Raw genomic sequence first — 21741 nt, forward strand, 5'->3', positions numbered from 1 at the left:
GCCTCCGCGGGGCCTGTTAATCGGCTGTTAGTGTAAAGAAGCGGGCTGTGGAATGAAAGCAAGAGAAAATAAAAACGGGGTCCGAAGACCCCGTTTCTGATGCCGTTACCGGTGCGCCTTACGCGTAAACCGGGTGGCGACGGCAGATGTCCAGCACCTGCTCTTTCACGCTGGCGATGGTGGCGTCGTCGTTGATGTTGCTCAGCACATCACAGATCCAGCCGGCCAGCTGGCGCACTTCGGCTTCCTTGAAACCACGACGGGTAACCGCCGGAGTACCAATACGAATACCGGAGGTCACGAACGGAGAACGCGGATCGTTGGGCACGGCGTTCTTGTTCACGGTGATGAAGGCGCGGCCCAGGGCGGCGTCGGCTTCTTTACCGGTGATGTCCTTGTCGATCAGATCCAGCAGGAACAGGTGGTTGTGGGTGCCACCGGAAACCACTTTAAAGCCACGCTTCTGGAACTCGTCGGCCATGGCCTGGGCGTTTTTCACCACCTGAGCCTGGTATTCCTTGAACTCGGGCTCCAGGGCTTCCTTGAAGGCCACGGCCTTGGCGGCGATCACGTGCATCAGCGGGCCACCCTGACCACCAGGGAAGACGGCGGAGTTCAGCTTCTTCTCCAGCTCTTCGTTGTTGGCGGCAGACAGGATGATGCCGCCACGGGGACCGGCCAGGGTCTTGTGGGTGGTGGAGGTCACCACGTGGGCATGGGGCAGCGGGTTGGGGTACACACCGGCGGCGATCAGGCCGGCCACGTGCGCCATGTCCACCATAAACCAGGCGCCTACCTTGTCGGCGATTTCGCGCATGCGGGCCCAGTCTACGATGCCGGAGAAGGCGGAGAAGCCACCGATGATCATCTTCGGCTTGTGCTCAACGGCCAGACGCTCCATTTCTTCGTAGTCGATCACGCCCTGCTCGTTGATGCCGTAAGGCACGATGTTGTACAGACGGCCGGAGAAGTTGGCGGGAGAGCCGTGAGTCAGGTGACCACCGTGGGCCAGGTTCATGCCCATGACGGTGTCGCCGGGCTTGACCAGGGCCAGGAAGACGGCGGAGTTGGCCTGGGAGCCGGAGTGCGGCTGCACGTTGGCCCAGGTGGCGCCGAACAGCTGCTTGACACGATCGATAGCCAGGTCTTCCACCACGTCAACATATTCACAGCCGCCGTAGAAGCGCTTGGCCGGATAGCCTTCGGCGTACTTGTTGGTCAGCTGGGAACCCTGAGCCTGCATCACGCGCGGGCTGGTGTAGTTCTCGGAAGCGATCAGCTCAATGTGCTCTTCCTGACGCACGGTCTCATTGCTGATGGCCTGCCACAGCTGGGGATCATAGTCGGCGATATTCATCTCACGCTTTAACATCCGTCTCTCCTGACTCATGGGGGATTGTCACTGAAAGTCAGAGTGTACCCCCAAGCGGCAGTCCGGCCTAGTCCCGCGAGCCGGGTTTACACTATTTTTTTACCTTTATGTTGAAAAGTTCACAAAAAGTTGAAGACCCATTAACACACTCCCTGTTCCGCACGGGTAGGAATCCGACCGGCAAACCCGATAGAATGGGGCTATCCCCAGACCGAACAAGCCGTTGAAGAGGATTATGCAAGCGTTCAGAGTGACTTCCCAGCGCCGGGCCGAACTGTATCACTGGTTTACCGCCCTTTTTGCCACCCCCCTGAGCGAGGACGATCTCGGTGAATTCGGCGGCTACGACATGCACCGTTTCCTCGACAGTCTGGCCACCCTGGACCCGCTCACCGAGGCCGCCGAGGCCTTTCGCGGCGAAGCGGAAAAGGCGCTGCAACACACGGCGCCGCACACGCGCCTGAGCGGTCATTATCAAGCGCTGCTCGAGGCGCCCTCACTGCTCGACACCGCCAGCCTGAACGAGGCCAGCCAGGATGCCCTGCTGCTGATGACGGTGCTGCTCAAGCAGCACGGCACCGAGCTGGCCGACGACGATCCGCTGCATGTGTGCAATCAGCTGGAGATGATGGGTACCCTGGCGCTGGCCGCCGCCGACAGCACCACCGAGGAGCAACGGTTGCAACTGCTGGATCAGCAGCGAGAACTGGCCAACAGCCAGCTGATCGGCTGGCTGCCGGTGTTTGTGGAGCTGTGCCGGGAGCGGGATGCGGGCGGCTTTTACGCCGCCGCCGCCAGCCTGCTGTTGTCGGTGTTTGTGATGGATCTGCACTACCTCAACAACGTAGCGGAATAATCAGGCCCATGCGTTACAGCAAGCACAAAAAGGCTGAGGCCTCACCCGAAACCCAGGCCGAGGCCGAGCGGGTGGCCAAGGCCACCCAGCGTCCGGGTCAGACCAAGGAACAGACCCGGCTCATCGCCCAGGGAATTCAGAAGGGCATAGAGGAATACAAAAAGCAGCAAAAGGCCAGGGCCCGCGCCGCCGACAAGGCCCGCCGGCAGCAACAGCGTCAGCAGGGCGCAGAAGTAAACGAGGAAAATGAGGCCGAACCGGATCTCGCCCCTGCCGGGCGTTCTTCCCCGCTGCCCTGGCTGTTGCTGGGGCTGAGCTGGGTCGGCTTCCTTCTATACTTGTGGCTCACCCGCCACGGCTGAAACAGGGAGACACCATGCCATTGCCACTGCCCCCGGAACTCTATACCGAACACGGCGCCGAGCGCCGGCTGGGCGTGGAGCTGGAGCTGAGTGGCCTGCCCCTGCCCCGGCTGGTCAGCCTGGTGACCGACGCCCTGCGAGGCGAAACCCGCGCGCTGTCGGAATATGAATTCGACATCGACACCCCGCTTGGCACCTTTCGCGCCGAACTCGATTTTGACTACCTCAAACGCCTGGCCCGGGAGCAGCGCCGACACCCGCCCGGCGAACTGGAGCAGACCGCCACCGACCTGCTGGGCAGTCTGGCGCAGCACCTGGCGCCGCTGGAGCTGGTGTGCCCGCCGCTGCCGCTGTCACGGCTCGACCGGCTCAGCCGGCTGTTTGAACGACTGCGCCAACAGGGCGCCCGGGGCACTCGCCACGCCCTGCACTATGCCTTTGGTCTGCACCTCAACCCCGAGCTGCCGGCCACCGATATTCACACCCTGCTGCGCTATTTTCGCGCCTACCTGTGCCTGCACGACTGGCTGGAAGCCCACGAAGACATCGTTACCGCCCGCAAGATCTCGCCCTATATTCGCGCCTTTCCCCGGGACTATGTCAGGCTGGTGCTGAAGCCGGACTACCACCCCGATCTGACCCGCTTTACCGCCGACTATCTGGCCTGGAACCCAACCCGCAACCGGGCCATGGATCTGCTGCCCCTGCTGGCCTGGCACGATGAGTCCCGAGTGCAGGCGGTGGCCCACGACGACAAGATCAACCCTCGTCCCACCCTGCACTACCGGCTGCCCAATTCCGATATCGACAATCCGCTGTGGTCCCTGGCCCACGCCTGGGCCGGCTGGCTGCAGGTGGAATGGCTGGCGGCGGATCCGCAACGGCTGACGGACGCCTGCCGGGCCTATGGCGAGCACCTGGATCAGCTGACCCCGGATTTTATGGATCCCTGGAGCCTCAAGGTGCGTCCATGGTTGCGTTGATTGGCGTGACCGGCCCCGACAGCCGCCTGCCCCTGGCCTGGTGGGCCAGCCGCCTGGCATTGGGTCTGGCCGGCGGCCGGGGCCAGCACCTGACCCCGGCCAACATGCATAGGCACAAACGGGATCAACTGCAGGGCCTCATCATCGGCGGCGGTGACGATATCGACGCCGCCCTCTACGGCCACGATACCGGCCGGGCCCCGGCGGATCCGGACCGGGACGCTTTTGAGATAGAACTGATTGAACACGCCCTCGACACCAGCCTGCCGCTGCTCGGCATCTGCCGGGGTGCCCAGTTGATTAACGTGGTGCTGGGCGGCTCGCTGCACGCCGACATTCGCCCGCTACGCCAGAACACTTCCAACCGGCGCACACCACTGCCGCGTAAAACCGCCATCGGCTGTGGCGGCGGCCGGCTCAGTCGCATCATGCAGCGGCCGCGCTGGCGCATCAACAGCCTGCATCACCAGGCGGTGGACAGGCTGGGCGGCGGCCTGGCGGTGGTGGCGCGGGATCTGGACGGCTTTGTGCAAGCCATTGAAAGCACCACGGATCACTATCTGATGGGGGTGCAGTGGCACCCGGAATACCTTCCCTACCTGCCCTGCCAGCGACGGCTGTTTCGGGATCTGGTCACGGCGGCCGAACACAGCCGGCCCGAGGCACTTTATGACTGACTATTTGCTGGTGTTTGGCAGCAGCCTGCTCGCCGCCACCATAGCGCCCTTTTATTCGGAAGTGGTGCTGGCGGCGGTACTGACCCGCCAGCCCGATGCCGCCCTGCTGCTGTGGCTGCTGGCCAGCACCGGCAATACCCTGGGGGCCATGATCAACTGGTGGCTGGGCAAGTACCTGCTGCACTTCCGCCACAAGCGCTGGTTTCCGGTCAACGACAAACAGCTGGAGCGCGCCCAGCGCTGGTTTCAGCGCTTTGGCGTGTGGTCGCTGCTGCTGTCCTGGGCACCGGTAGGCGGTGATGCCCTCACCTTTATCGCCGGCATCATGCGGGTGCCGCTGGCGCTGTTCACCCTGCTGGTGTTCATCGGCAAGGCGCTGCGCTACGCCGTGGTGCTGTGGTTTGCCGATACCTTGTTACTGTCCTGATCCCGACGGGGCATTCCGAATGCAAGGACTGGCATGAGCCCGACAAGACCGTATACTGGGCAACACAAGGCAGTGCTACCAGGGCCGCCAGTTCTTTCGGCTAGCCGAAAGTCTAATTGAGCGTAACGACCATCTGGGTCACCTTGTTAACCAATGGTTACAACCAAGGAGCGGAATAATGAGTGAAGTTAAGGTTCATCCGGTCATGCCCCATATCGCAAAGACCGCACTGCTGGACGATGCCGGCTATCAGGCCATGTATCAGCAGTCCATCGACAACCCCGAAGCCTTCTGGGGTGAGCAGGGCAAAATCGTTGACTGGATCAAACCCTACACCAGGGTAAAAAACACCTCCTACGATCCGGGCCACATCAGCATCAAGTGGTTTGAAGACGGCACCCTGAACCTGTCCGCCAACTGTATCGACCGTCACCTGGCCACCCGGGCCGACGAAGTTGCCATCATCTGGGAAGGCGACAGCCCCGACGAAGACAAAAAGGTCACCTACCGCGAGCTGCACGAGCAGGTATGTCGCTTTGCCAACGTGCTCAAGGCACAGGGCGTGAAAAAGGGCGACGTGGTCAGCATCTATATGCCCATGGTGGTGGAAGCGGCGGTGGCCATGCTGGCCTGTACCCGCATCGGTGCCGTGCATTCCGTGGTGTTTGGCGGCTTCTCTCCCGATGCACTGGCCAGCCGCATTATCGACTCCCAGGCCAAGGCGGTGATCACCGCCGACGAAGGCCTGCGTGGCGGCCGCACCGTGGCACTCAAGGCCAACGTGGACGCGGCCCTGGCCAACCCCAAAGTGACCTCCATCGACAGCGTGATCGTCTATCGCCGCACCGGCGGTGACATTGCCTGGAACGAACAGCGCGATGTGTGGTGGCACGAAGCCACCGCCCAGGTCAGCGCCGACTGCCCGCCGGAAGAAATGAACGCCGAAGATCCGCTGTTCATTCTTTATACCTCCGGCTCCACCGGCACCCCCAAGGGCGTGCTGCACACCACGGGTGGCTACCTGGTGTATGCCGCCATGACCTTCAAGTACATTTTTGACTACCACCCGGGTGACGTGTACTGGTGCACCGCCGACGTGGGCTGGATCACCGGCCACAGCTACCTGCTCTACGGTCCGCTGGCCAATGGCGCCACCACCCTGCTGTTTGAGGGCGTGCCCAACTACCCCAAAACCAACCGCATGGCCCAGGTGGTCGACAAGCACCAGGTCAATATTCTGTATACCGCCCCCACCGCCATTCGTGCCTTTATGGCCAAGGGTGACGAGGCGGTGGAAGGCACCAGCCGCGCCAGTCTGCGCGTGCTGGGCTCGGTGGGCGAGCCCATCAACCCGGAAGCCTGGGAATGGTATTTCCGCGTGATCGGCGACGAGCGCTGCCCCATCGTGGACACCTGGTGGCAGACCGAAACCGGCGGCATTCTGATCACCCCGCTGCCCGGCGTCACCGATCTCAAGCCCGGCTCGGCCACCCGCCCCTTCTTTGGCGTGCAGCCGGCGCTGGTGGACGGCGAAGGCAAGGTGCTGGAAGGCGCCACCGACGGCAACCTGGTGATCCTGGACTCCTGGCCCGGCCAGATGCGCACCGTGTTCGGCGATCACGACCGTTTCGAGCAGACCTACTTCTCCACCTTCCCCGGCACCTACTTCAGTGGTGACGGCGCCCGTCGCGACGAAGACGGCTACTACTGGATCACCGGACGGGTGGACGACGTGCTCAACGTCTCCGGTCACCGCATGGGCACCGCCGAAATCGAGTCGGCGCTGGTGGCGCACCCGAAGATTGCCGAGGCCGCCGTGGTGGGCGTGCCCCACGACATCAAGGGCCAGGGCATTTACGCCTATGTCACGCTCAATGCCGGCGAAGTACCGTCTGCCGAGCTGCACAAGGAAGTTAAAGACTGGGTGCGCAAGGAAATTGGTCCCATCGCCACCCCCGACGTCATCCACTGGGCCGAGGGCCTGCCCAAGACCCGCTCCGGCAAGATCATGCGCCGCATTCTGCGCAAGATCGCCACCGGCGACACCGATGCCCTGGGCGATACCTCCACCCTGGCGGATCCGGGTGTGGTCGACCGCCTGATCGAGGAACGCAACCGAGTGGCCTGATGCGCACCCGCTGTTGTCAGACTGTCGTCTTTTTCTGTTGTCACACCCGCGCAGGCGGGAGTCCAGTGCGATATGTCATGGATCCCCGCCTTCGCGGGGATGACGGAAATGAAAGATGTCTGGGGGTATAGTCATGTCAAAACGCCGCCTTGAGCGGCGTTTTTTTATGGCCGCGGCCGGCTGAATGCCGCTTTTTGTCGCAGCAACAACAGTTTGCGGAACTTTCTGACGTTATTTTCGCTCACACATCGAGCCTCAACCCCGGTCACCCACGGGCACACTCAAAAATTTATTAGTCATTAGACCAGTAAATTGCTGCCAATTTTCATGAAATCACTATAATTGGGCGCACCGGGCCGAAATGCGCCATTTTATTTGCCTCACACCGGCAAAAAGCGCTAGGCTCCCTGTGACTCGACGTGTAAACCGCAAGATAGACGAGGATTGCCGCACAATGGCCGACAAATACCGTATTCTGCTGCTCAACGGGCCAAACCTTAACCTGCTGGGCCGACGCGAACCGGGCATTTACGGCAACAACAGCCTGAACGACATCGTGGCGCGCCTCACCGAGCAGGCCGCCGGGCGCGATATCGAACTCAGTCACGTCCAATCCAACGCGGAGCACGTTCTGCTCGACGCCATCCACCAGGCCGATGGCCGGCAGGATTTTATCATCATCAATCCCGCCGCCTTCACCCACACCAGCGTGGCCCTTCGTGATGCCCTGCTGGGGGTCAACATTCCCTTCATTGAAGTGCATTTGTCGAATGTGCACGCCCGTGAACCCTTCCGCCATCATTCCTATCTGGCGGATAAGGCAGTGGGCGTGATCTGCGGCCTGGGTGCCGATGGTTACGAATTTGCCCTTGAGGCGGCGGCCCGTTATCTGGCTCGTCGCTGACTCACATCAGCACCAACATAACTAAGAGAACGCTCATGGATATTCGTAAAATCAAGAAACTGATCGAACTGGTTGAAGAGTCCGGTATCGCCGAGCTGGAAATCGCCGAAGGCGAAGAGTCGGTACGCATCAGCCGCTACGGCGCCGCCGCCCCGGCCCCGGTGATGCCTCAGTATCAGGTGCAGGCCGCCCCGGCTCCTGCCGCTGCGCCCGCCGCCGCTCCTGCTGCCGCCGCCCCGGCCGCCGAAGCCGCTCCCGAGCTGAGCGGCCACGTGATGCGTTCTCCCATGGTCGGTACCTTCTACCGTGCCTCCAGCCCCGGCGCCAAGAACTTCGCTGAAGTCGGCCAGACCGTCAACGTGGGCGACACCCTGTGCATTGTTGAAGCCATGAAGATGATGAACCAGATCGAGGCCGACAAGGCCGGCGTAGTGAAGGCCATTCTGGTCGACAACGCCCAGCCGGTTGAATTCGACGAGCCCCTGTTCATCATCGAATAAGGAATTCCCATGCTGGATAAAGTAGTCATCGCCAACCGCGGTGAAATCGCCCTTCGCATTCTGCGCGCCTGCAAGGAGCTCGGAATCAAGACGGTCGCGGTGCATTCCACCGCCGACCGCACCCTGAAGCACGTGCTGCTGGCAGACGAGTCCATCTGTATTGGTGGCAATCAGTCCACCCAGTCGTACCTGAATGTGCCGTCCATCATCGCCGCCGCCGAAGTGACCGACGCCGTGGCCATTCACCCCGGCTACGGCTTTCTGGCGGAAAACGCCGACTTCGCCGACCAGGTAGAAAAGTCCGGCTTTATCTTTATTGGCCCGCGCGGCGACACCATTCGCCTGATGGGTGACAAGGTGTCTGCCATCGAGGCCATGAAGAAGGCCGGCGTACCCTGTGTGCCGGGCTCCGACGGCCCCATCGGCGGCGACGCCAAGCGCAACGCCGCCATTGCCAAGCGCATTGGTTATCCGGTGATCATCAAGGCCGCCGGTGGCGGCGGTGGTCGCGGCATGCGTGTGGTGCGCTCCGAAGCCGAACTGGAAAAATCCATCTCCATGACCAAGGCCGAGGCCGGTGCCGCTTTCGGCAACGACATGGTGTATATGGAGAAATTCCTGGAAAACCCGCGCCACATCGAAATTCAGGTGCTGGCCGACGGCCAGGGCAACGCCATTCATCTGGCCGAACGTGACTGCTCCATGCAGCGTCGTCACCAGAAGGTAGTGGAAGAAGCCCCGGCCCCGGGCATTACCGCCGAGATGCGCAAGTTCATCGGCGAGCGCTGCTGCAAGGCCTGTGTCGACATCGGCTACCGCGGCGCCGGTACCTTTGAATTCCTCTATGAAAACGGCGAGTTCTATTTCATTGAGATGAACACCCGTATTCAGGTGGAGCACCCGGTCACCGAGATGATCACCGGTGTGGATCTGATCAAGGAACAGCTGCGTGTGGCCGCCGGCCTGCCGCTGTCCATTACTCAGGATCAGGTGGTGGTGCGTGGCCATGCCATCGAGTGCCGCATCAACGCCGAAGACCCGCGCAGCTTTGTGCCGAGCCCGGGCGAGATCACCCGCTTCCACTCTCCGGGTGGCCTGGGTGTGCGCTGGGACTCCCACATTTATGCCGGCTATCGAGTACCGCCCTACTACGACTCCATGATCGGCAAGCTGATCTGCTACGGCGAAAACCGCGATATCGCCATCGCCCGCATGAAGCACGCCCTCAACGAGCTGGTGATTGACGGCATCAAGACCAATATTCCGCTGCACAAGGAAATCATGAGCGATGAGAACTTCCGCAATGGCGGAACCAACATCCATTACCTTGAGAAGAAGCTGGGCCTGTAAGGCTCACGCGGAATAATCAAACGGCGCCTTGAGCGCCGTTTTTGTTTAAGGAGCGACAACAGAGGACCGTAGGTTGGAATGAGCCTCGGCGAATTCCAACATGTCACAGGCGCCTTCTTGTTGTGAATTCGCTGCGCTCATCGCCAACCTTCTGCTTTCCGGGTGCGATATGCTTAGCATTACGCGACCGCAGCGGTTTTTCCCAAACTGGCCAGCCGCTACACTACGCCCTCAGCCCACTGAGACAAACACCAACATGAACATTCATCGCATCAATCCCTGCAAACGCTGGTCCGACATTACCGTGTTCAACGGCATCGCCCATTTTGTGGAGGTGCCCGAGGGGGATCTGTCCGCCGGCATTGAAGAGCAGACCCGCCAGGTGATGGTTCAGGCCGAACAGGCCCTGGCCAAGATAGGCAGCGACAAGGGCCGGCTGCTGTCGGTAACCATCTACCTCACCGACTTTGCCAACCTGCCCGCCTTTAATGCGGTGTGGGACGAGTGGTTCCCGGAAGGCACCGCCCCCAGCCGCGCCTGCGTAAAGGCCGAGCTGGCCAACCCCGACTACCTGGTGGAGATGGCCTTTGTTGCCGCCGCCGGCGAAGAGTACTTGTAGGTTGAAATGAGCCTCGGCGAATTCCAACGCTACACCGGCGCCTTCGTGTTGGGATTCGCTTAGCTCATCACAACCTACCGCCCGGATCCCCTAGGTTTTCCTCGTTCCCGTGCTCTGCCTGGAAGCGAGTGCACATGACAAGTGGAGCGCGGGCGAGCCGCCAGCGCTCCAGAAAACACCCGCATATTCGCTGCGCTCATCACAACCTACCGCCAAAAGCGGGGGCGAGTTTGTTCCTCTATTCCCCCACTGGTATGCTTCGCCCCTTCCTGAAGGAGCCTTCCAATGACTTCCATTGTTTCCGTGGCCCGGCGCGAAGCCTTGCTCAGCGTGCTGCTGGCCCTGCTTTATCTTGCGGCCTGGGCAGCCTGTGCCTGGCTGGTGCCGCCGGCGCTGACCCTGGCCGGCTGGCCACTGTGGTTTTTGCTGAGCTGCCTGTTCAATCCGCTGCTGTTTATTGTGCTGTGCGCGCTTATGGTGCGCTGGTGTTTCAGGGCGGTTAACCTGGAAGCCTCATCATGAATGCCGGACTGATGATTCCCCTGCTGGTGTATCTGGCGGTGATGATTGGCCTGGGACTGTGGCTGGGCCGTCGCCGCAGCGAAGGCGGCTTTGTGCAGGACTATTTCCTTGGCAGCCGCTCCATGGGCGGCTTTGTGCTGGCCATGACCATGGTGGCCACCTATGCCTCGGCCTCGTCTTTTATTGGCGGCCCCGGCGCGGCCTACCGCATGGGGTTGGGCTGGGTGCTGCTGGCGATGATCCAGGTGCCCACGGTGTGGCTGACCCTGGGGGTGCTGGGCAAACAGTTCGCCCATATCGCCCGGCGGGTGAACGCGCTCACCATTAACGACATGCTGCAGGCCCGCTACCAAAGCCCGCTGGTGGTGCTGCTGGCGGGCCTGGGCCTGCTCGCCGCCTTTGTGGCCACCATGGTGGTGCAGTTTATCGGCGGTGCCCGGCTGCTGGAAACCGTGACCGGACTGTCGTATCAGAGCGGACTCATGCTGTTTGCCGGCGCCGTGCTGCTCTATACCCTGGTGGGCGGCTTTCGCGCCGTGGTGGTGACCGACGCCGTGCAGGGCATTCTGATGCTGCTGGGCACTGTGGTGCTGCTGGCCGGCGTGCTGCAGGCCGGCGGCGGCGCCGCCACCATGTTTGCCGAGCTGAAAGCCATCGATCCCGGGCTGGTGCAGCCTCAGGGCCCCGACGGCTTTCTCTCCATGAGCTTTATGCTGTCGTTCTGGGTGCTGGTGTGCTTTGGGGTAATAGGCCTGCCCCATTCGGCGGTACGCTGCCTGGCCTACAAAGACAGCGCCGCCATGCACAGGGGCATTATTATCGGCACCCTGGTTGGGGCCGTGCTGATGTTTGGCATGCACTTCGCCGGGGCGCTGGGGCGCGTGCTGGTGCCTGAGCTAACCGTACCCGACAAGGTGATGCCCACCCTGATGCTCACCGTTCTGCCGCCGCTGGTGGCCGGGCTGTTTCTGGCCGGGCCCATGGCCGCCATTATGTCGACCATCGACTCCCAGCTTATTCAGGCCGCCGCCACCCTGGTAAAGGATCTTTACCTTAACCACCTATGCAAAACCCAGCCGGCGCCGGCCGTGATCAAGCGCGCCAGCAAGCTGGTGACCCTGACCCTGGGGCTGATAGTGCTGTGGGCGGCCCTGAGTCCGCCGGAGATGATCATCTGGCTCAACCTGATGGCCTTTGGCGCCCTGCAGGCTATCTTTTTCTGGCCGCTGGTGCTGGGCCTGTACTGGTGGCGGGGCAACAGCACCGGCGCACTGGCCTCCATGCTCACCGGTGCCATCAGCTACAGCCTGCTGCTGCACTTTGGCATCAAGCCCCTGGGGCTGCACGCCATCGTGCCGAGCCTGGCGCTCTCGGGCCTGGCCTATGTGGTGGGATCTCTGCTCACGCCGCCGCCCTCACCCGAAGTGCGTACCCTGTTTGGCCGCTGAGCCAGTTCCCGGTGTCCGCGCCAGCGGACACCGGGGCCAGCTGTGTTAGAATTGCGGTTTTAGCCCATAACGAAGAACGCCATGCCCTGGATACAAATTCGCATCAACGCCACCGAAAAGACCGCCGACAAGGTCAGCAACATGCTCTCCGGCCGCGGCGCCCAGGCGGTGACCTACATGGACGCCGAAGACAAGCCGGTGTTTGAGCCCCTGCCCGGTGAAACCCTGCTGTGGGACGACACCGTAGTGGTGGGCCTGTTCGACGCCGAAACCGATCCGGCGCCCATCATCGACTTTCTGAAGAAGTTCTACCGCAAGGATCTGGTGTATAAGGTGGAGCAGCTGGAAGACAAGGACTGGGTGCGCGAGTGGATGGACAGCTTTCACCCCATGCGCTTTGGCAAGCGGCTGTGGATTTGCCCCAGCTGGCGTGACGTGCCCGACCCCGAGGCGGTGAACGTGATGCTGGATCCGGGACTGGCCTTTGGCACCGGCACCCACCCTACCACCGCCCTGTGCCTGGAATGGCTCGACGGCCAGGATCTGGCCGGCAAAACCGTGATCGACTTTGGCTGCGGCTCCGGCATTCTGGCGCTGGCGGCGCTCAAGCTGGGCGCCAAAGAGGTGATTGGCATCGACATTGATCCACAGGCGCTGCAGGCCAGCCGCGACAACGCCGAGCGCAACGGCGTGGCCGACCGGCTGAGCGTGTATCTGCCGCAAGACCAGCCCGAGGGCCTGCAGGCCGACGTGGTGGTGGCCAATATTCTGGCCGGCCCGCTGAAAGAGCTCTCCCCCATCATCAGCGGCCTGGTGCGTCCGGGCGGCTCGCTGGCGCTGTCTGGCATCCTCGAAACCCAGGCCGAGGGCCTGAATCAGGTCTACGATCAGTGGTTCGCCATGGCCGAACCCGAGTTCCGGGAAGAATGGGCCCGCCTGAACGGCAGCAAACACTGACAAAAGGCTCCCTACGGAGCCTTTTTTAACCCTGAAAGCGCGCCACCATTGCATAAAAAATGCACCGGCATCTTGACTTATAAAAAATTATGCGCCGCTCAATTTGTGAGCTTTTCAGCACCGCCAAAAATGCGTAAGATACGCGACCCTGAGCCGAGACAGCCTTATCCTCATGGAAATTGGTCCTTACAAACTGGACGCCCCCCTGCTGGTGGCACCGATGGCGGGCGTAACCGATCGACCCTTCCGCACCCTGTGCATGCGCATGGGTGCGGGCATGGCCGTGTCGGAAATGATGTCGGCCAATCCCCTGCTGCGGGATTCCGACAAATCGCGCCGGCGTATGGACCATGAAGGGGAAAGCGGTATTCGCTCCGTGCAGATTGCCGGAGCCGATCCGGCGTTGATGGCCGATGCTGCCCGATACAATGTGGATCAGGGTGCGCAGATCATCGACATCAACATGGGCTGTCCGGCAAAGAAAGTAAACAAGAAGATGGCAGGCTCCGCCCTGCTGCAATTCCCGGAGCTGGTGCAGGACATCGTCAGCGCCGTGGTAACTGCAGTGTCGGTGCCGGTGACCCTGAAAATTCGTACCGGCTGGGATCCGGATAACCGTAACGGCGTGCACATTGCCCGCATTGCCGAAGACAGCGGAATTCGAGCCCTGGCCGTGCATGGCCGCACCCGTGCCTGCATGTACAAGGGGAACGCGGAATACGACACCATCAGGGCAATCAAACAGGCCGTCTCGATGCCCGTTGTTGCCAACGGAGACATCACCAGCCCGCAAAAGGCGCGGTTTGTGCTGGATTACACCGGCGCCGATGCCATTATGATTGGCCGGGCTGCGCAGGGACGGCCGTGGATTTTCAGAGAAATCCGCCACTATCTTGAGCATGGCACCACCCCAGCACCGCTCCCGATGGAACAGGAGCAGGCAATGATTCGGGAACACGTTACCGCGCTGCATGACTTTTATGGCGAGGTAATGGGTGTGAGGATTGCCCGAAAGCATGTGGGATGGTACCTGCAGGAAAGTGACGCGGGCCGTGACTTTCGCCGTAATTTCAATGCTCTCGAAGAGGCCGGGCAGCAGCTCGACGCTTTGGAGCAGTTTTTCGCGAATAATAGCTTAACGAACAATAGAAGAGCCGACTGAATATGTTCGAACAAACTACGACTTCTGACGCACTGGTAACCACCACCAAATCTCCGACTTCCGAGCAGCCGACCCAGCGCCCGCTGCGCAACTCCGTGGAGCAGGCCCTGCGCAACTACCTGTCTCAGCTTAACGGCCAGGAAGTCACCGAGCTGTATGAGCTGGTTCTCTCCGAAGTCGAAGCGCCCATGCTGGACGTGATCATGCAGTACACCCGCGGCAACCAGACCCGCGCCGCCAACATGATGGGCATTAACCGCGGCACCCTGCGCAAGAAGCTCAAGAAATACGGCATGAACTGATAACATTCAGTTAAAGCACTGATTTTTAAGGCGTTAACTCGAAATGGTTAACGCCTTTTTCTTTGCGCCCAAGAAACACCCCAACAGGCAATCCATGGCTGGATAGGCTTTACTTTAGTCACCCCCCACTGGAGGCTATTGCCATGCGATTCAGAACAACATCCACCATCACGCTTGCCGCCCTGCTCGCCGGCGGCACATTCTGGGTTGCGGCCGCGACCAGCAGCGATCAGTTCTCGCCCTATGTTGATGCCAAAGGCACAATCAGCCGCCCCACCGCATTTCGTGATGAATGGGTTCACATAGGCAGCTGGTTTGTGCGTGAAGATGATCAGGCCAGCGGGCCCGGTGTGCACGACGTATATGCGGAACCTTCGGCCGTGAAAAGCTTTAAACAAAACGGGCAGTGGCCAGATGGTGCCACCCTGGTCAAAGAAATAAGTAGTATTCGTGAAGGTCAGAAAGCAACCGGCTTTGCTCAATGGGCGGGCGAACCGGGTGTTTGGTTTGTGATGGTACGCGACCGCAAGAACCGCTTTCCCGAGAATGCAGCCTGGGGAGAAGGCTGGGGCTGGGCACTGTTCACACAAGACAGCCCCGAAGTCAGTCTGACCAAAAACTGGAAAGGCGAAGGCTTTAACAACTGCTTCGGGTGCCACGTGCCGGCGAAAGACGCCGAATGGGTCTACATCGAGGGCTACCCGACGATTCGTGATTCGGCGAACTACGGAAACTGACACTGACGCTGCTTAAACATTGACACAGCCCACGCACTGGCTCTGGTGCCGCAGAACAGGCAATTCAAGGCCAGTGCAAACACCACTGACGGTCAAAGAATATTCGCTAAAGGCCTTTCAGATCTGATCTGTCACGAAGAATTGGAAGCCAAGCCAGGTAGTGACCACCGGCAGGGCCATCATCATGCATGCAGTACCGCCATATTTTTGCCCACATGGTCACTTTCGATAAAACGGACTGTTATCCCACTCAGGCTTTGCCGGTTTATCCCTTCAACACCGCCTTCAGCCTGGCAAAGGGCTTCATGTCATCGGTAACGTCAATGTCATCATAGTCCGGGTTGGTGGCGTATAGCGAATAACCGCCCTCGGCGATTTTGCGCACCACTCGCAGCAGGTATTGATCGTCTCCGGTTTGATCCTGTTGTTCTATGGTTCGGCAGAACGTCATCGTGTCCATCACTGATCGTGCCTGATGGGAAGGGCCACCCGGAGTGGCCCTTCTGAGTAATTAGCTTGGAAAGGCGAACTGGGCGCCTTCACGCACACCGGCCGAGGGCCAGCGCTGGGTGACGGTTTTGCGGCGGGTGTAAAAACGCACCGCATCGGGACCGTAAGCATAGAGATCACCGAACAGTGAGCGCTTCCAGCCACCAAAGGAGTGATAGGCCACGGGCACCGGCAGCGGTACGTTGATACCGACCATGCCTACCTGAATGTTGTCGCTGAAGTAACGGGCCGCTTCGCCGTCTCGAGTAAAGATGCAGGTACCATTGCCGTATTCATGGGCATCAATCAAATCCATGGCTTCCTGCATGGTTTCCACACGCACCACCAGCAACACAGGACCAAAGATCTCTTCCCGGTAGCACAGCATCTCGGGAGTGACCCGGTCGATCAGGGTGCCGCCCACGAAGAAGCCCTGCTCGTAGCCAGGCACGGACGGGTTGCGGCCATCGACCACGATCTCGGCGCCCTGCTTCTCGGCACTGTTGATATAGCCCACCACTTTTTCCATGTGTGCCTGGGTGATCACCGGACCAAAGTCGTTCTGCTTGTCGTGAAAGGCACCCACCTTGAGGCTCTGCATCTGTGCCTGCATTTTCTCTATTAGGGCATCGGCGGCCGCATCGCCCACCGCCACCGCTACCGACAGTGCCATACAGCGTTCACCGGAAGAGCCAAAGGCGGCGCCGGTCAGGGCGCTGACGGCGTTGTCCATATCGGCATCGGGCATCACAATGGCGTGGTTCTTGGCACCACCCAGGGCCTGGCAACGCTTGCCGTTGGCACTGGCGCGGCTGTAGATGTATTCGGCAATGGGAGTGGATCCCACAAAGCTGACCGCCTGCACGCGCGCGTCGTCCAGCAGGGTATCGACCGCTTCCTTGTCGCCGTTCACCACGTTGATGACGCCGGCGGGCAAACCCGCTTCCATCAGCAGCTGGGCGATAAACAGGGTTGAGCCCGGATCCCGCTCCGACGGCTTGAGCACAAAGGTGTTGCCGCAGGCGATGGCCATGGGAAACATCCACAGCGGCACCATGGCCGGAAAGTTGAAGGGAGTAATGCCGGCGACCACCCCCAGGGGCTGAAACTCGCTCCAGGAGTCGATGGCCGGCCCCACGTTCTTGCTGTGCTCTCCCTTGAGCAGCTCGGGCACGCCGCAGGCGTATTCCACGTTCTCAATGCCCCGGGACAGCTCCCCCATGGCGTCGTGCACTATCTTGCCGTGCTCTTCGCCGATCATTTGGCAGATTTTCTCGGCATTCTGCTCCAGCAGTTCCTTGAACCGGAACATGACCCGGGCACGCTTGAGCGGCGGCGTATTGCGCCAGGCCGGAAAGGCGGCCTGGGCGGCGGCAATGGCTTCTTCTACGGTGGCCTTGCTGGCCAGTGCCACCTGTTTGGACACCTCGCCGGTAGAGGGGTTGTAAACGTCCTGGGTGCGTCCGTTATCGTTAACAATGGTGCCGTTGATCAAATGACCTATGGTGTTCATTCAATATACCTCTTTGAGTTTCAAATGCTGTGGTTGACGCCGGCGGCCGGGCCTGAGCGCTTTGCCCGGCCGCCGGCCACTAATTCAGTCCAGCTCGCCAATGGCCTCGCCCAGGGCATTGACCAGACGGTCTATCTCTTCCCGCTCCACGATAAAGGGCAGGCCGAGCTGAATGGTGTCGCCGCCATAGCGCACGTAGAAGCCCTTCTGCCAGCACTTCATGGCAATCTCGTAAGGGCGACGGGCCGGCTCGCCGGGGTGGCTTTCTATCTGCAGGGCACCGGCCAGGCCGTAGTTGCGAATATCGCTGACATAGCGGGTGCCCTTAAGGCCGTGCAGGGCCTGTTCAAATACCGGAGCCATCTCCTTGACCCGATCGATCAGCCGGTCCTGCTGCAAAATGTCGAGTGACGCCAGCGCCGCCGCGCAGGCCACCGGGTGGCCGGAATAGGTGTAGCCGTGGGGCAGCTCCAGCATGTAGTCGGGACCGCCCTGCTCCATAAAGGTGTGGTAGATCTCGCCCTTGCAGATCACCGCCCCCATGGGCACGGCACCGTTGGTCAGCTGCTTGGCCACGTTCATGATGTCGGGCACCACGCCGAACTCCTCGGCACCGGTCATGGATCCCATGCGGCCAAAGCCGGTGATCACCTCGTCGAAGATCAGCAGAATGTCATGCCGGTCGCAGATCTCCCGCAGCCGTTGCAGGTAGCCCACCGGCGGTGGAATGACCCCGGCGGAGCCGGCCAGCGGCTCCACGATCACGGCGGCAATGTTGGAGGCATCGTGCAGGGCAATCAGCTCCAGCAGCTCGTCGGCCTTGTCGGCACCGGTCTGGGGCATGCCTTGTGTAAAGGCGTTTTCCGCCATCAGGGTATGAGGCAGGTGATCGGCGTCGATGCCCTGGCCAAACAGCGCCCGGTTGGCACCGATGCCGCCCAGGCTGATGCCGCCAAAGTTCACGCCGTGATAGCCCTTGGAGCGACCGATCAAGCGGGTCTTGCTGGCCTTGCCCTTCTTGCGCCAGTAAGCCCGGGCAATTTTCAGGGCGGTGTCGGCGCTCTCGGAGCCGGAGCCGGTAAAAAACGCATAGTCCAGGCCGGCCGGGGTCAGCTCACGCAGGCGATGGGCCAGCTCAAAGGCCTTGGGATGGCCATATTGAAAGGCCGGGGCATAGTCGAGCTCACGCAGCTGACGGGACACCGCCTCGGCGATTTCGGGACGGTTATGACCCGCGCCGCAGGTCCACAGGCCGGAGAGGCCGTCGAAAATACGGCGACCGTCCACATCCCGGTAGTAACTGCCCTCGGCACTCACGATGATGCGCGGATCCTGTTTGAACTGACGGTTGCCGGTGTAGGGCATCCAGTAGGCGTCGAGCTGTTCGGGGCTCAGGCCGGCACGCTGCAAGCAATCCTGTTTAGACATATTCAATCCCTTCTGCTGTTGAGGGCTAAGCCGTGGTAACAGAAAGCATTGTGTTCAGATTGTTAAATCAATTAAATCCAAATGTAATCAACAAAAGGTAAGTAATGACTTAACTATGCAGTGCAAAATGACTGACCCCATTACGGCCGTAACAGGGTCGGCATTCAGCCGAGCGATGGCAGGGAATTCAGAAAGGTTTCCAGCAACAGGTTGGGGCGTCGCCCCTTGCGGGTCACGATGGCCAGCCGGGAGTCAAAGAACAGGCGCTCCGGACACAGCGCCTTCATCTGGCCCTTGGCCACCCACTTGGCGGCATAGTGATCCGGCAGGTAGCCTATATAACTGCCGGTAAGGATAAGAAAGGCGATGCCTTCCCGATCGGAGGCGGTGGCGGTACAGTGAAGCATGCGATGCAACTCAATGGCTTGCTCCGTCATGCGATAGCTGGGCACGACCGCATCGACCGCCCCCAACCGCTCGTCATCGAGCCCGTGCTCCTCATGAAAAAAGGGATGCTCATGGCTGCAATACAGGCTGGCATGCTCCTCGTAGAGCAGGCTGTAGTCCAGGCCCGATAACGGCGTATTGAGCGGTATCGCCCCCACATGCAGACGGCCATCAAACAGGCCACGCTCAATCTCTCCGGGCGTGCTCATGCTGATGTTGATCCTGATTTCATCACTGCGTTCGCGTAACGCCTTGAGGGCCCGGGTAATGCTCATGTGCGGCTGCGTCACCAGGTTATTGACGATGCCGATATTGAGTTCGCCACGCAGCTGATTGTTGATCTGATTGACTTCCCCTCGAAAATTTTCGACCGCGGTCAGCAGCACTTCGCCGGCCCGCAGCACCTCCCGTCCCTCGTCGGTCAGGGCAAAGCCGGCCCGGCCGCGCTGACACAGGCGCATACCCAGACGCTTTTCCAGATCACTCATTTGCAGACTGACCGCCGAGCGGGTAATGCCGAGGGCGCTTTCGGCCGCGGAAAAACTGCCACTCTCGGCCACCACCTTGAACAGGCGCAACAGACGCAAATCAAAATCCGTGACCTGGGACAATTGTTTTTTTGATCGCATGACTGATATTTCCCTTACCCCAAACAGAGAGAGGCTACCACCAAGTTCCCCATGGGGTTAGCGCAAGACACAAGGCTGCGCCGCACGTGGCTCCAGATCAACCCCCAATCCACGGACAAATGTCGCCAGACTGGTGGTTACTGCACGGGCTCGGCTTCACTCTGCTCCGCCCGCCACCGGTTGACCGCCAGGGTGAGATCGGGCTCGGCGGCCACCTGTCGCAGCAGGGCGGTCAACTCGTCTTCTGTAAGGCGAATGCTGCCCAGTACTTCCATGGCCCTGGGGGCGCTGTCTTCCAGGCCCCGGCGCACCAGGGTATGGGCCCGCTCGCCGGCGGCAAAGTGGCCCTGGTCGTCCTTCAACCATTTCAGCTGCGGGTGCAGCATCACTCGGCTGGGTGACCAGGCGGCGATGACTACCGGTAACTGCTGCTCAATGGCGGTATTCACCAGGTGACGGTAGGCTTCGCCCGAGCCGGACAGCAACTGGTATTCATCGAGGTGATAGCGAGCCAGTGCCTGTTCGGTGAGCACCAGGCTGCCGTGGCCGGGCATCATGCCGATGATCTTGTTGTTGCCATAATCACTGCCGGCCAGCTCGCTGATACGGGCCTGGGTGGCCGAGGCCGGCACCGCCAGCCCGAGCCGCAGCATGGGGCCGTTGGGGCCGAGATCGTGCAGCCTGTCGAAGAAACGCTCGGCATGGTGCCGGCTGCTGTCGGGCAGCCAGGCGGAGAGACTGGCATCGGCCTCGCCGGCGGCAAGCCGCGACCAGATTTGCCCCGGCGCCACCTGCTCCACAGTCACCGCAAAACCGGCCTGCTCCAATTCCTGCCGGGCCAGCTCGGTCGTGGCCCGGGCCGTGTCCCAGTCGCCGCTGAGCAGGCGAAGGTGCTGCTGCTCGGCGGGCGAGCAGGCACTTAGCAGCCATGCCGCCATCATGGGTAAAAGCCAGTGTTTCATTTGAATTTGCCCTCAGGTTCGTGGCCGTCAGCATGCCAAAAAATGGCGCGGTAATCATGTCATCCTCGGCCGTTCGACTATTTTTCACCGAGGTTGATCTTTTTTTCCCCAGGTTGTGCTAATTTGCGCCGGCCTGTTCATGACCGCCGCCTCGTCGACGGATTCAAACAGGTAAAACTTTATTATTATCAATAGCCTGGATTATATATTCGAATGCGTCTGTCTGTTCTGCTCAAGGCCGCCCTGCTTTCCCTCTCCCTCAGTGCCTGTGTGGCACCCCTGTTGACCATGGGACCGGGCCAGCTGATGTGGGCCATGCTCAAACCCATGGTGGGGCTGGATCCCAATACCACCAACCTGTTTGAGCAACCGGTGATAAAAACCCGTATGACCAGCCTGCTTGGCCCTCACTACGACACCACGGTATCGCTGCTGCGCACCGCCGGCGAGCTGCAGCAGGAAGGCCCCTTGTTCTATCTGGTGTCTCGCACCGCCGAGCAGACCGGCGCCGACAAGGCCGGCCTGGTATGGAACGCCGACAGCAACCAGATGTCAGTGCTGCTGAGCGCCAACGATCAGACCCGCGTGTTCAGCGAGTCGCACACTGGCAAGGCCGCGGTCTGGCCCGACGAGATGCAGGGCTGGCTGACCAAGGCCGCCCAGCAGCCGGCACCGCCCCTGGGTGGCGCCCTGCTGGCAGCCCCAGCCACCGCACCGGCCGCCGCCCCGCTGCAAAACGAGCTGGACGCCACCCGCACCCAGTTGCAGCAGACGGAGGAAAAGCTGAAGGCGCTGGAAAACCAGCAGGCCAAAGCTGCGGCAGACAAGCCGAGCACGCCGAGCTCCAGCGAGCCGAAGACGCTGTCCCGGGAGCAACGGGAAGCAGCGATGGAAGCCATGCTGAGCGAATAACAAAAAAGGGCCGCTAATGCGGCCCTTGTTGATTCGGCTGTTGCTTTCGTGCCCG

Annotated in this window: 23 protein-coding genes; 17 read left to right on the top strand and 6 right to left on the bottom strand. The window is 61.0% G+C overall.

Annotation, left to right across the window (positions count from 1 at the left end):
* Window positions 1-118: 118 nt before the first annotated feature.
* A complete protein-coding gene (glyA, locus tag B6S08_RS15530) occupies window positions 119-1372 on the bottom strand; it encodes a serine hydroxymethyltransferase (RefSeq protein WP_094201725.1) in 1254 nt (417 codons plus the stop codon).
* A gap of 235 nt (window positions 1373-1607) precedes the next feature.
* Here glyA and B6S08_RS15535 point away from each other — a divergent pair, with 235 nt between their 5' ends.
* From B6S08_RS15535 to B6S08_RS15610, 16 genes are all read left to right on the top strand, one after another.
* The gene (locus B6S08_RS15535) at window positions 1608-2228 is read left to right on the top strand and encodes a molecular chaperone TorD family protein (RefSeq protein ID WP_094201726.1); all 621 of its coding nucleotides are present in this window, start codon (window positions 1608-1610) and stop codon (window positions 2226-2228) included.
* A gap of 8 nt (window positions 2229-2236) precedes the next feature.
* Window positions 2237-2590, top strand: coding sequence for a DUF2956 domain-containing protein (locus tag B6S08_RS15540; RefSeq protein WP_094201727.1), 354 nt, complete (start codon window positions 2237-2239; stop codon window positions 2588-2590).
* A 14-nt stretch (window positions 2591-2604) separates the two neighbouring features.
* Window positions 2605-3573, top strand: a complete 969-nt coding sequence (locus B6S08_RS15545) for an amidoligase family protein (protein WP_094201728.1) — start codon at window positions 2605-2607, stop codon at window positions 3571-3573.
* Window positions 3561-4250, top strand: coding sequence for a gamma-glutamyl-gamma-aminobutyrate hydrolase family protein (locus B6S08_RS15550; protein WP_094201729.1), 690 nt, complete (start codon window positions 3561-3563; stop codon window positions 4248-4250). Before B6S08_RS15545 ends, B6S08_RS15550 begins: the two co-directional genes overlap by 13 nt.
* On the top strand, window positions 4243-4677 hold the full coding sequence (locus B6S08_RS15555) for a YqaA family protein (protein WP_094201730.1): 435 nt from the start codon (window positions 4243-4245) through the stop codon (window positions 4675-4677). Before B6S08_RS15550 ends, B6S08_RS15555 begins: the two co-directional genes overlap by 8 nt.
* A gap of 178 nt (window positions 4678-4855) precedes the next feature.
* A complete protein-coding gene (gene acs / locus B6S08_RS15560; protein WP_094201731.1) occupies window positions 4856-6805 on the top strand; it encodes an acetate--CoA ligase in 1950 nt (649 codons plus the stop codon).
* A gap of 454 nt (window positions 6806-7259) precedes the next feature.
* Complete coding sequence (gene aroQ / locus B6S08_RS15565; RefSeq protein ID WP_094201732.1) at window positions 7260-7709, top strand: type II 3-dehydroquinate dehydratase; 450 nt, start codon at window positions 7260-7262, stop codon at window positions 7707-7709.
* 35 nt (window positions 7710-7744) lie between these two features.
* A complete protein-coding gene (gene accB / locus B6S08_RS15570) occupies window positions 7745-8209 on the top strand; it encodes an acetyl-CoA carboxylase biotin carboxyl carrier protein (protein WP_094201733.1) in 465 nt (154 codons plus the stop codon).
* A 9-nt stretch (window positions 8210-8218) separates the two neighbouring features.
* Entirely contained in the window at window positions 8219-9559 is a 1341-nt protein-coding gene (gene accC, locus B6S08_RS15575) for an acetyl-CoA carboxylase biotin carboxylase subunit (protein ID WP_094201734.1), read from the top strand.
* Window positions 9560-9815: 256 nt separating this feature from the next.
* Window positions 9816-10178, top strand: coding sequence for a RidA family protein (locus B6S08_RS15580; protein WP_094201735.1), 363 nt, complete (start codon window positions 9816-9818; stop codon window positions 10176-10178).
* 285 nt (window positions 10179-10463) lie between these two features.
* Complete coding sequence (locus B6S08_RS15585) at window positions 10464-10700, top strand: DUF997 family protein (RefSeq protein ID WP_094201736.1); 237 nt, start codon at window positions 10464-10466, stop codon at window positions 10698-10700.
* Window positions 10697-12148, top strand: a complete 1452-nt coding sequence (panF, locus tag B6S08_RS15590) for a sodium/pantothenate symporter (RefSeq protein ID WP_094201737.1) — start codon at window positions 10697-10699, stop codon at window positions 12146-12148. Before B6S08_RS15585 ends, panF begins: the two co-directional genes overlap by 4 nt.
* Before the next feature lie 81 nt (window positions 12149-12229).
* Window positions 12230-13105 carry a 50S ribosomal protein L11 methyltransferase gene (gene prmA / locus B6S08_RS15595; RefSeq protein ID WP_094201738.1) on the top strand — a complete coding sequence of 292 codons (876 nt, stop codon included), beginning with the start codon at window positions 12230-12232 and terminating at the stop codon, window positions 13103-13105.
* Between the two features lie 172 nt (window positions 13106-13277).
* Window positions 13278-14267, top strand: coding sequence for a tRNA dihydrouridine synthase DusB (gene dusB, locus B6S08_RS15600; protein WP_094201739.1), 990 nt, complete (start codon window positions 13278-13280; stop codon window positions 14265-14267).
* A 2-nt stretch (window positions 14268-14269) separates the two neighbouring features.
* Window positions 14270-14569, top strand: a complete 300-nt coding sequence (fis, locus tag B6S08_RS15605) for a DNA-binding transcriptional regulator Fis (RefSeq protein WP_014291613.1) — start codon at window positions 14270-14272, stop codon at window positions 14567-14569.
* A 143-nt stretch (window positions 14570-14712) separates the two neighbouring features.
* Window positions 14713-15306, top strand: a complete 594-nt coding sequence (locus B6S08_RS15610; RefSeq protein ID WP_094201740.1) for a cytochrome P460 family protein — start codon at window positions 14713-14715, stop codon at window positions 15304-15306.
* Between the two features lie 265 nt (window positions 15307-15571).
* Here the strand turns inward: B6S08_RS15610 and B6S08_RS15615 are convergent, their stop codons facing one another.
* From B6S08_RS15615 to B6S08_RS15635, 5 genes are all read right to left on the bottom strand, one after another.
* Window positions 15572-15766, bottom strand: coding sequence for a hypothetical protein (locus tag B6S08_RS15615; protein ID WP_094201741.1), 195 nt, complete (start codon window positions 15764-15766; stop codon window positions 15572-15574).
* Window positions 15767-15817: 51 nt separating this feature from the next.
* Window positions 15818-17308 (bottom strand): CoA-acylating methylmalonate-semialdehyde dehydrogenase, encoded by a 1491-nt coding sequence (locus B6S08_RS15620; RefSeq protein ID WP_094201742.1) that lies wholly within the window; start codon window positions 17306-17308, stop codon window positions 15818-15820.
* An 84-nt stretch (window positions 17309-17392) separates the two neighbouring features.
* On the bottom strand, window positions 17393-18736 hold the full coding sequence (aptA, locus tag B6S08_RS15625) for an omega-aminotransferase AptA (protein WP_094201743.1): 1344 nt from the start codon (window positions 18734-18736) through the stop codon (window positions 17393-17395).
* A 164-nt stretch (window positions 18737-18900) separates the two neighbouring features.
* A complete protein-coding gene (locus B6S08_RS15630) occupies window positions 18901-19812 on the bottom strand; it encodes a LysR family transcriptional regulator (RefSeq protein WP_094201744.1) in 912 nt (303 codons plus the stop codon).
* Window positions 19813-19949: 137 nt separating this feature from the next.
* Window positions 19950-20774, bottom strand: a complete 825-nt coding sequence (locus B6S08_RS15635; protein WP_094201745.1) for a glycine betaine ABC transporter substrate-binding protein — start codon at window positions 20772-20774, stop codon at window positions 19950-19952.
* 213 nt (window positions 20775-20987) lie between these two features.
* Between B6S08_RS15635 and B6S08_RS18650 the strand changes: the two genes are divergently transcribed.
* Window positions 20988-21686 carry a hypothetical protein gene (locus tag B6S08_RS18650; RefSeq protein WP_211284252.1) on the top strand — a complete coding sequence of 233 codons (699 nt, stop codon included), beginning with the start codon at window positions 20988-20990 and terminating at the stop codon, window positions 21684-21686.
* The last annotated feature ends 55 nt before the right edge of the window (window positions 21687-21741 follow it).

It is taken from the genome of Oceanimonas doudoroffii (assembly GCF_002242685.1).
Classification (GTDB): domain Bacteria; phylum Pseudomonadota; class Gammaproteobacteria; order Enterobacterales; family Aeromonadaceae; genus Oceanimonas; species Oceanimonas doudoroffii.

What these genes read in the sequence shown, in the direction of transcription:
- glyA (WP_094201725.1), bottom strand. Translation starts at nt 1,372, where the DNA reads ATGTTAAAGCGTGAGATGAATATCGCCGACTATGATCCCCAGCTGTGG.
- B6S08_RS15535 (WP_094201726.1), top strand. Translation starts at nt 1,608, where the DNA reads ATGCAAGCGTTCAGAGTGACTTCCCAGCGCCGGGCCGAACTGTATCAC.
- B6S08_RS15540 (WP_094201727.1), top strand. Translation starts at nt 2,237, where the DNA reads ATGCGTTACAGCAAGCACAAAAAGGCTGAGGCCTCACCCGAAACCCAG.
- B6S08_RS15545 (WP_094201728.1), top strand. Translation starts at nt 2,605, where the DNA reads ATGCCATTGCCACTGCCCCCGGAACTCTATACCGAACACGGCGCCGAG.
- B6S08_RS15550 (WP_094201729.1), top strand. Translation starts at nt 3,561, where the DNA reads ATGGTTGCGTTGATTGGCGTGACCGGCCCCGACAGCCGCCTGCCCCTG.
- B6S08_RS15555 (WP_094201730.1), top strand. Translation starts at nt 4,243, where the DNA reads ATGACTGACTATTTGCTGGTGTTTGGCAGCAGCCTGCTCGCCGCCACC.
- acs (WP_094201731.1), top strand. Translation starts at nt 4,856, where the DNA reads ATGAGTGAAGTTAAGGTTCATCCGGTCATGCCCCATATCGCAAAGACC.
- aroQ (WP_094201732.1), top strand. Translation starts at nt 7,260, where the DNA reads ATGGCCGACAAATACCGTATTCTGCTGCTCAACGGGCCAAACCTTAAC.
- accB (WP_094201733.1), top strand. Translation starts at nt 7,745, where the DNA reads ATGGATATTCGTAAAATCAAGAAACTGATCGAACTGGTTGAAGAGTCC.
- accC (WP_094201734.1), top strand. Translation starts at nt 8,219, where the DNA reads ATGCTGGATAAAGTAGTCATCGCCAACCGCGGTGAAATCGCCCTTCGC.
- B6S08_RS15580 (WP_094201735.1), top strand. Translation starts at nt 9,816, where the DNA reads ATGAACATTCATCGCATCAATCCCTGCAAACGCTGGTCCGACATTACC.
- B6S08_RS15585 (WP_094201736.1), top strand. Translation starts at nt 10,464, where the DNA reads ATGACTTCCATTGTTTCCGTGGCCCGGCGCGAAGCCTTGCTCAGCGTG.
- panF (WP_094201737.1), top strand. Translation starts at nt 10,697, where the DNA reads ATGAATGCCGGACTGATGATTCCCCTGCTGGTGTATCTGGCGGTGATG.
- prmA (WP_094201738.1), top strand. Translation starts at nt 12,230, where the DNA reads ATGCCCTGGATACAAATTCGCATCAACGCCACCGAAAAGACCGCCGAC.
- dusB (WP_094201739.1), top strand. Translation starts at nt 13,278, where the DNA reads ATGGAAATTGGTCCTTACAAACTGGACGCCCCCCTGCTGGTGGCACCG.
- fis (WP_014291613.1), top strand. Translation starts at nt 14,270, where the DNA reads ATGTTCGAACAAACTACGACTTCTGACGCACTGGTAACCACCACCAAA.
- B6S08_RS15610 (WP_094201740.1), top strand. Translation starts at nt 14,713, where the DNA reads ATGCGATTCAGAACAACATCCACCATCACGCTTGCCGCCCTGCTCGCC.
- B6S08_RS15615 (WP_094201741.1), bottom strand. Translation starts at nt 15,766, where the DNA reads ATGGACACGATGACGTTCTGCCGAACCATAGAACAACAGGATCAAACC.
- B6S08_RS15620 (WP_094201742.1), bottom strand. Translation starts at nt 17,308, where the DNA reads ATGAACACCATAGGTCATTTGATCAACGGCACCATTGTTAACGATAAC.
- aptA (WP_094201743.1), bottom strand. Translation starts at nt 18,736, where the DNA reads ATGTCTAAACAGGATTGCTTGCAGCGTGCCGGCCTGAGCCCCGAACAG.
- B6S08_RS15630 (WP_094201744.1), bottom strand. Translation starts at nt 19,812, where the DNA reads ATGCGATCAAAAAAACAATTGTCCCAGGTCACGGATTTTGATTTGCGT.
- B6S08_RS15635 (WP_094201745.1), bottom strand. Translation starts at nt 20,774, where the DNA reads ATGAAACACTGGCTTTTACCCATGATGGCGGCATGGCTGCTAAGTGCC.
- B6S08_RS18650 (WP_211284252.1), top strand. Translation starts at nt 20,988, where the DNA reads ATGCGTCTGTCTGTTCTGCTCAAGGCCGCCCTGCTTTCCCTCTCCCTC.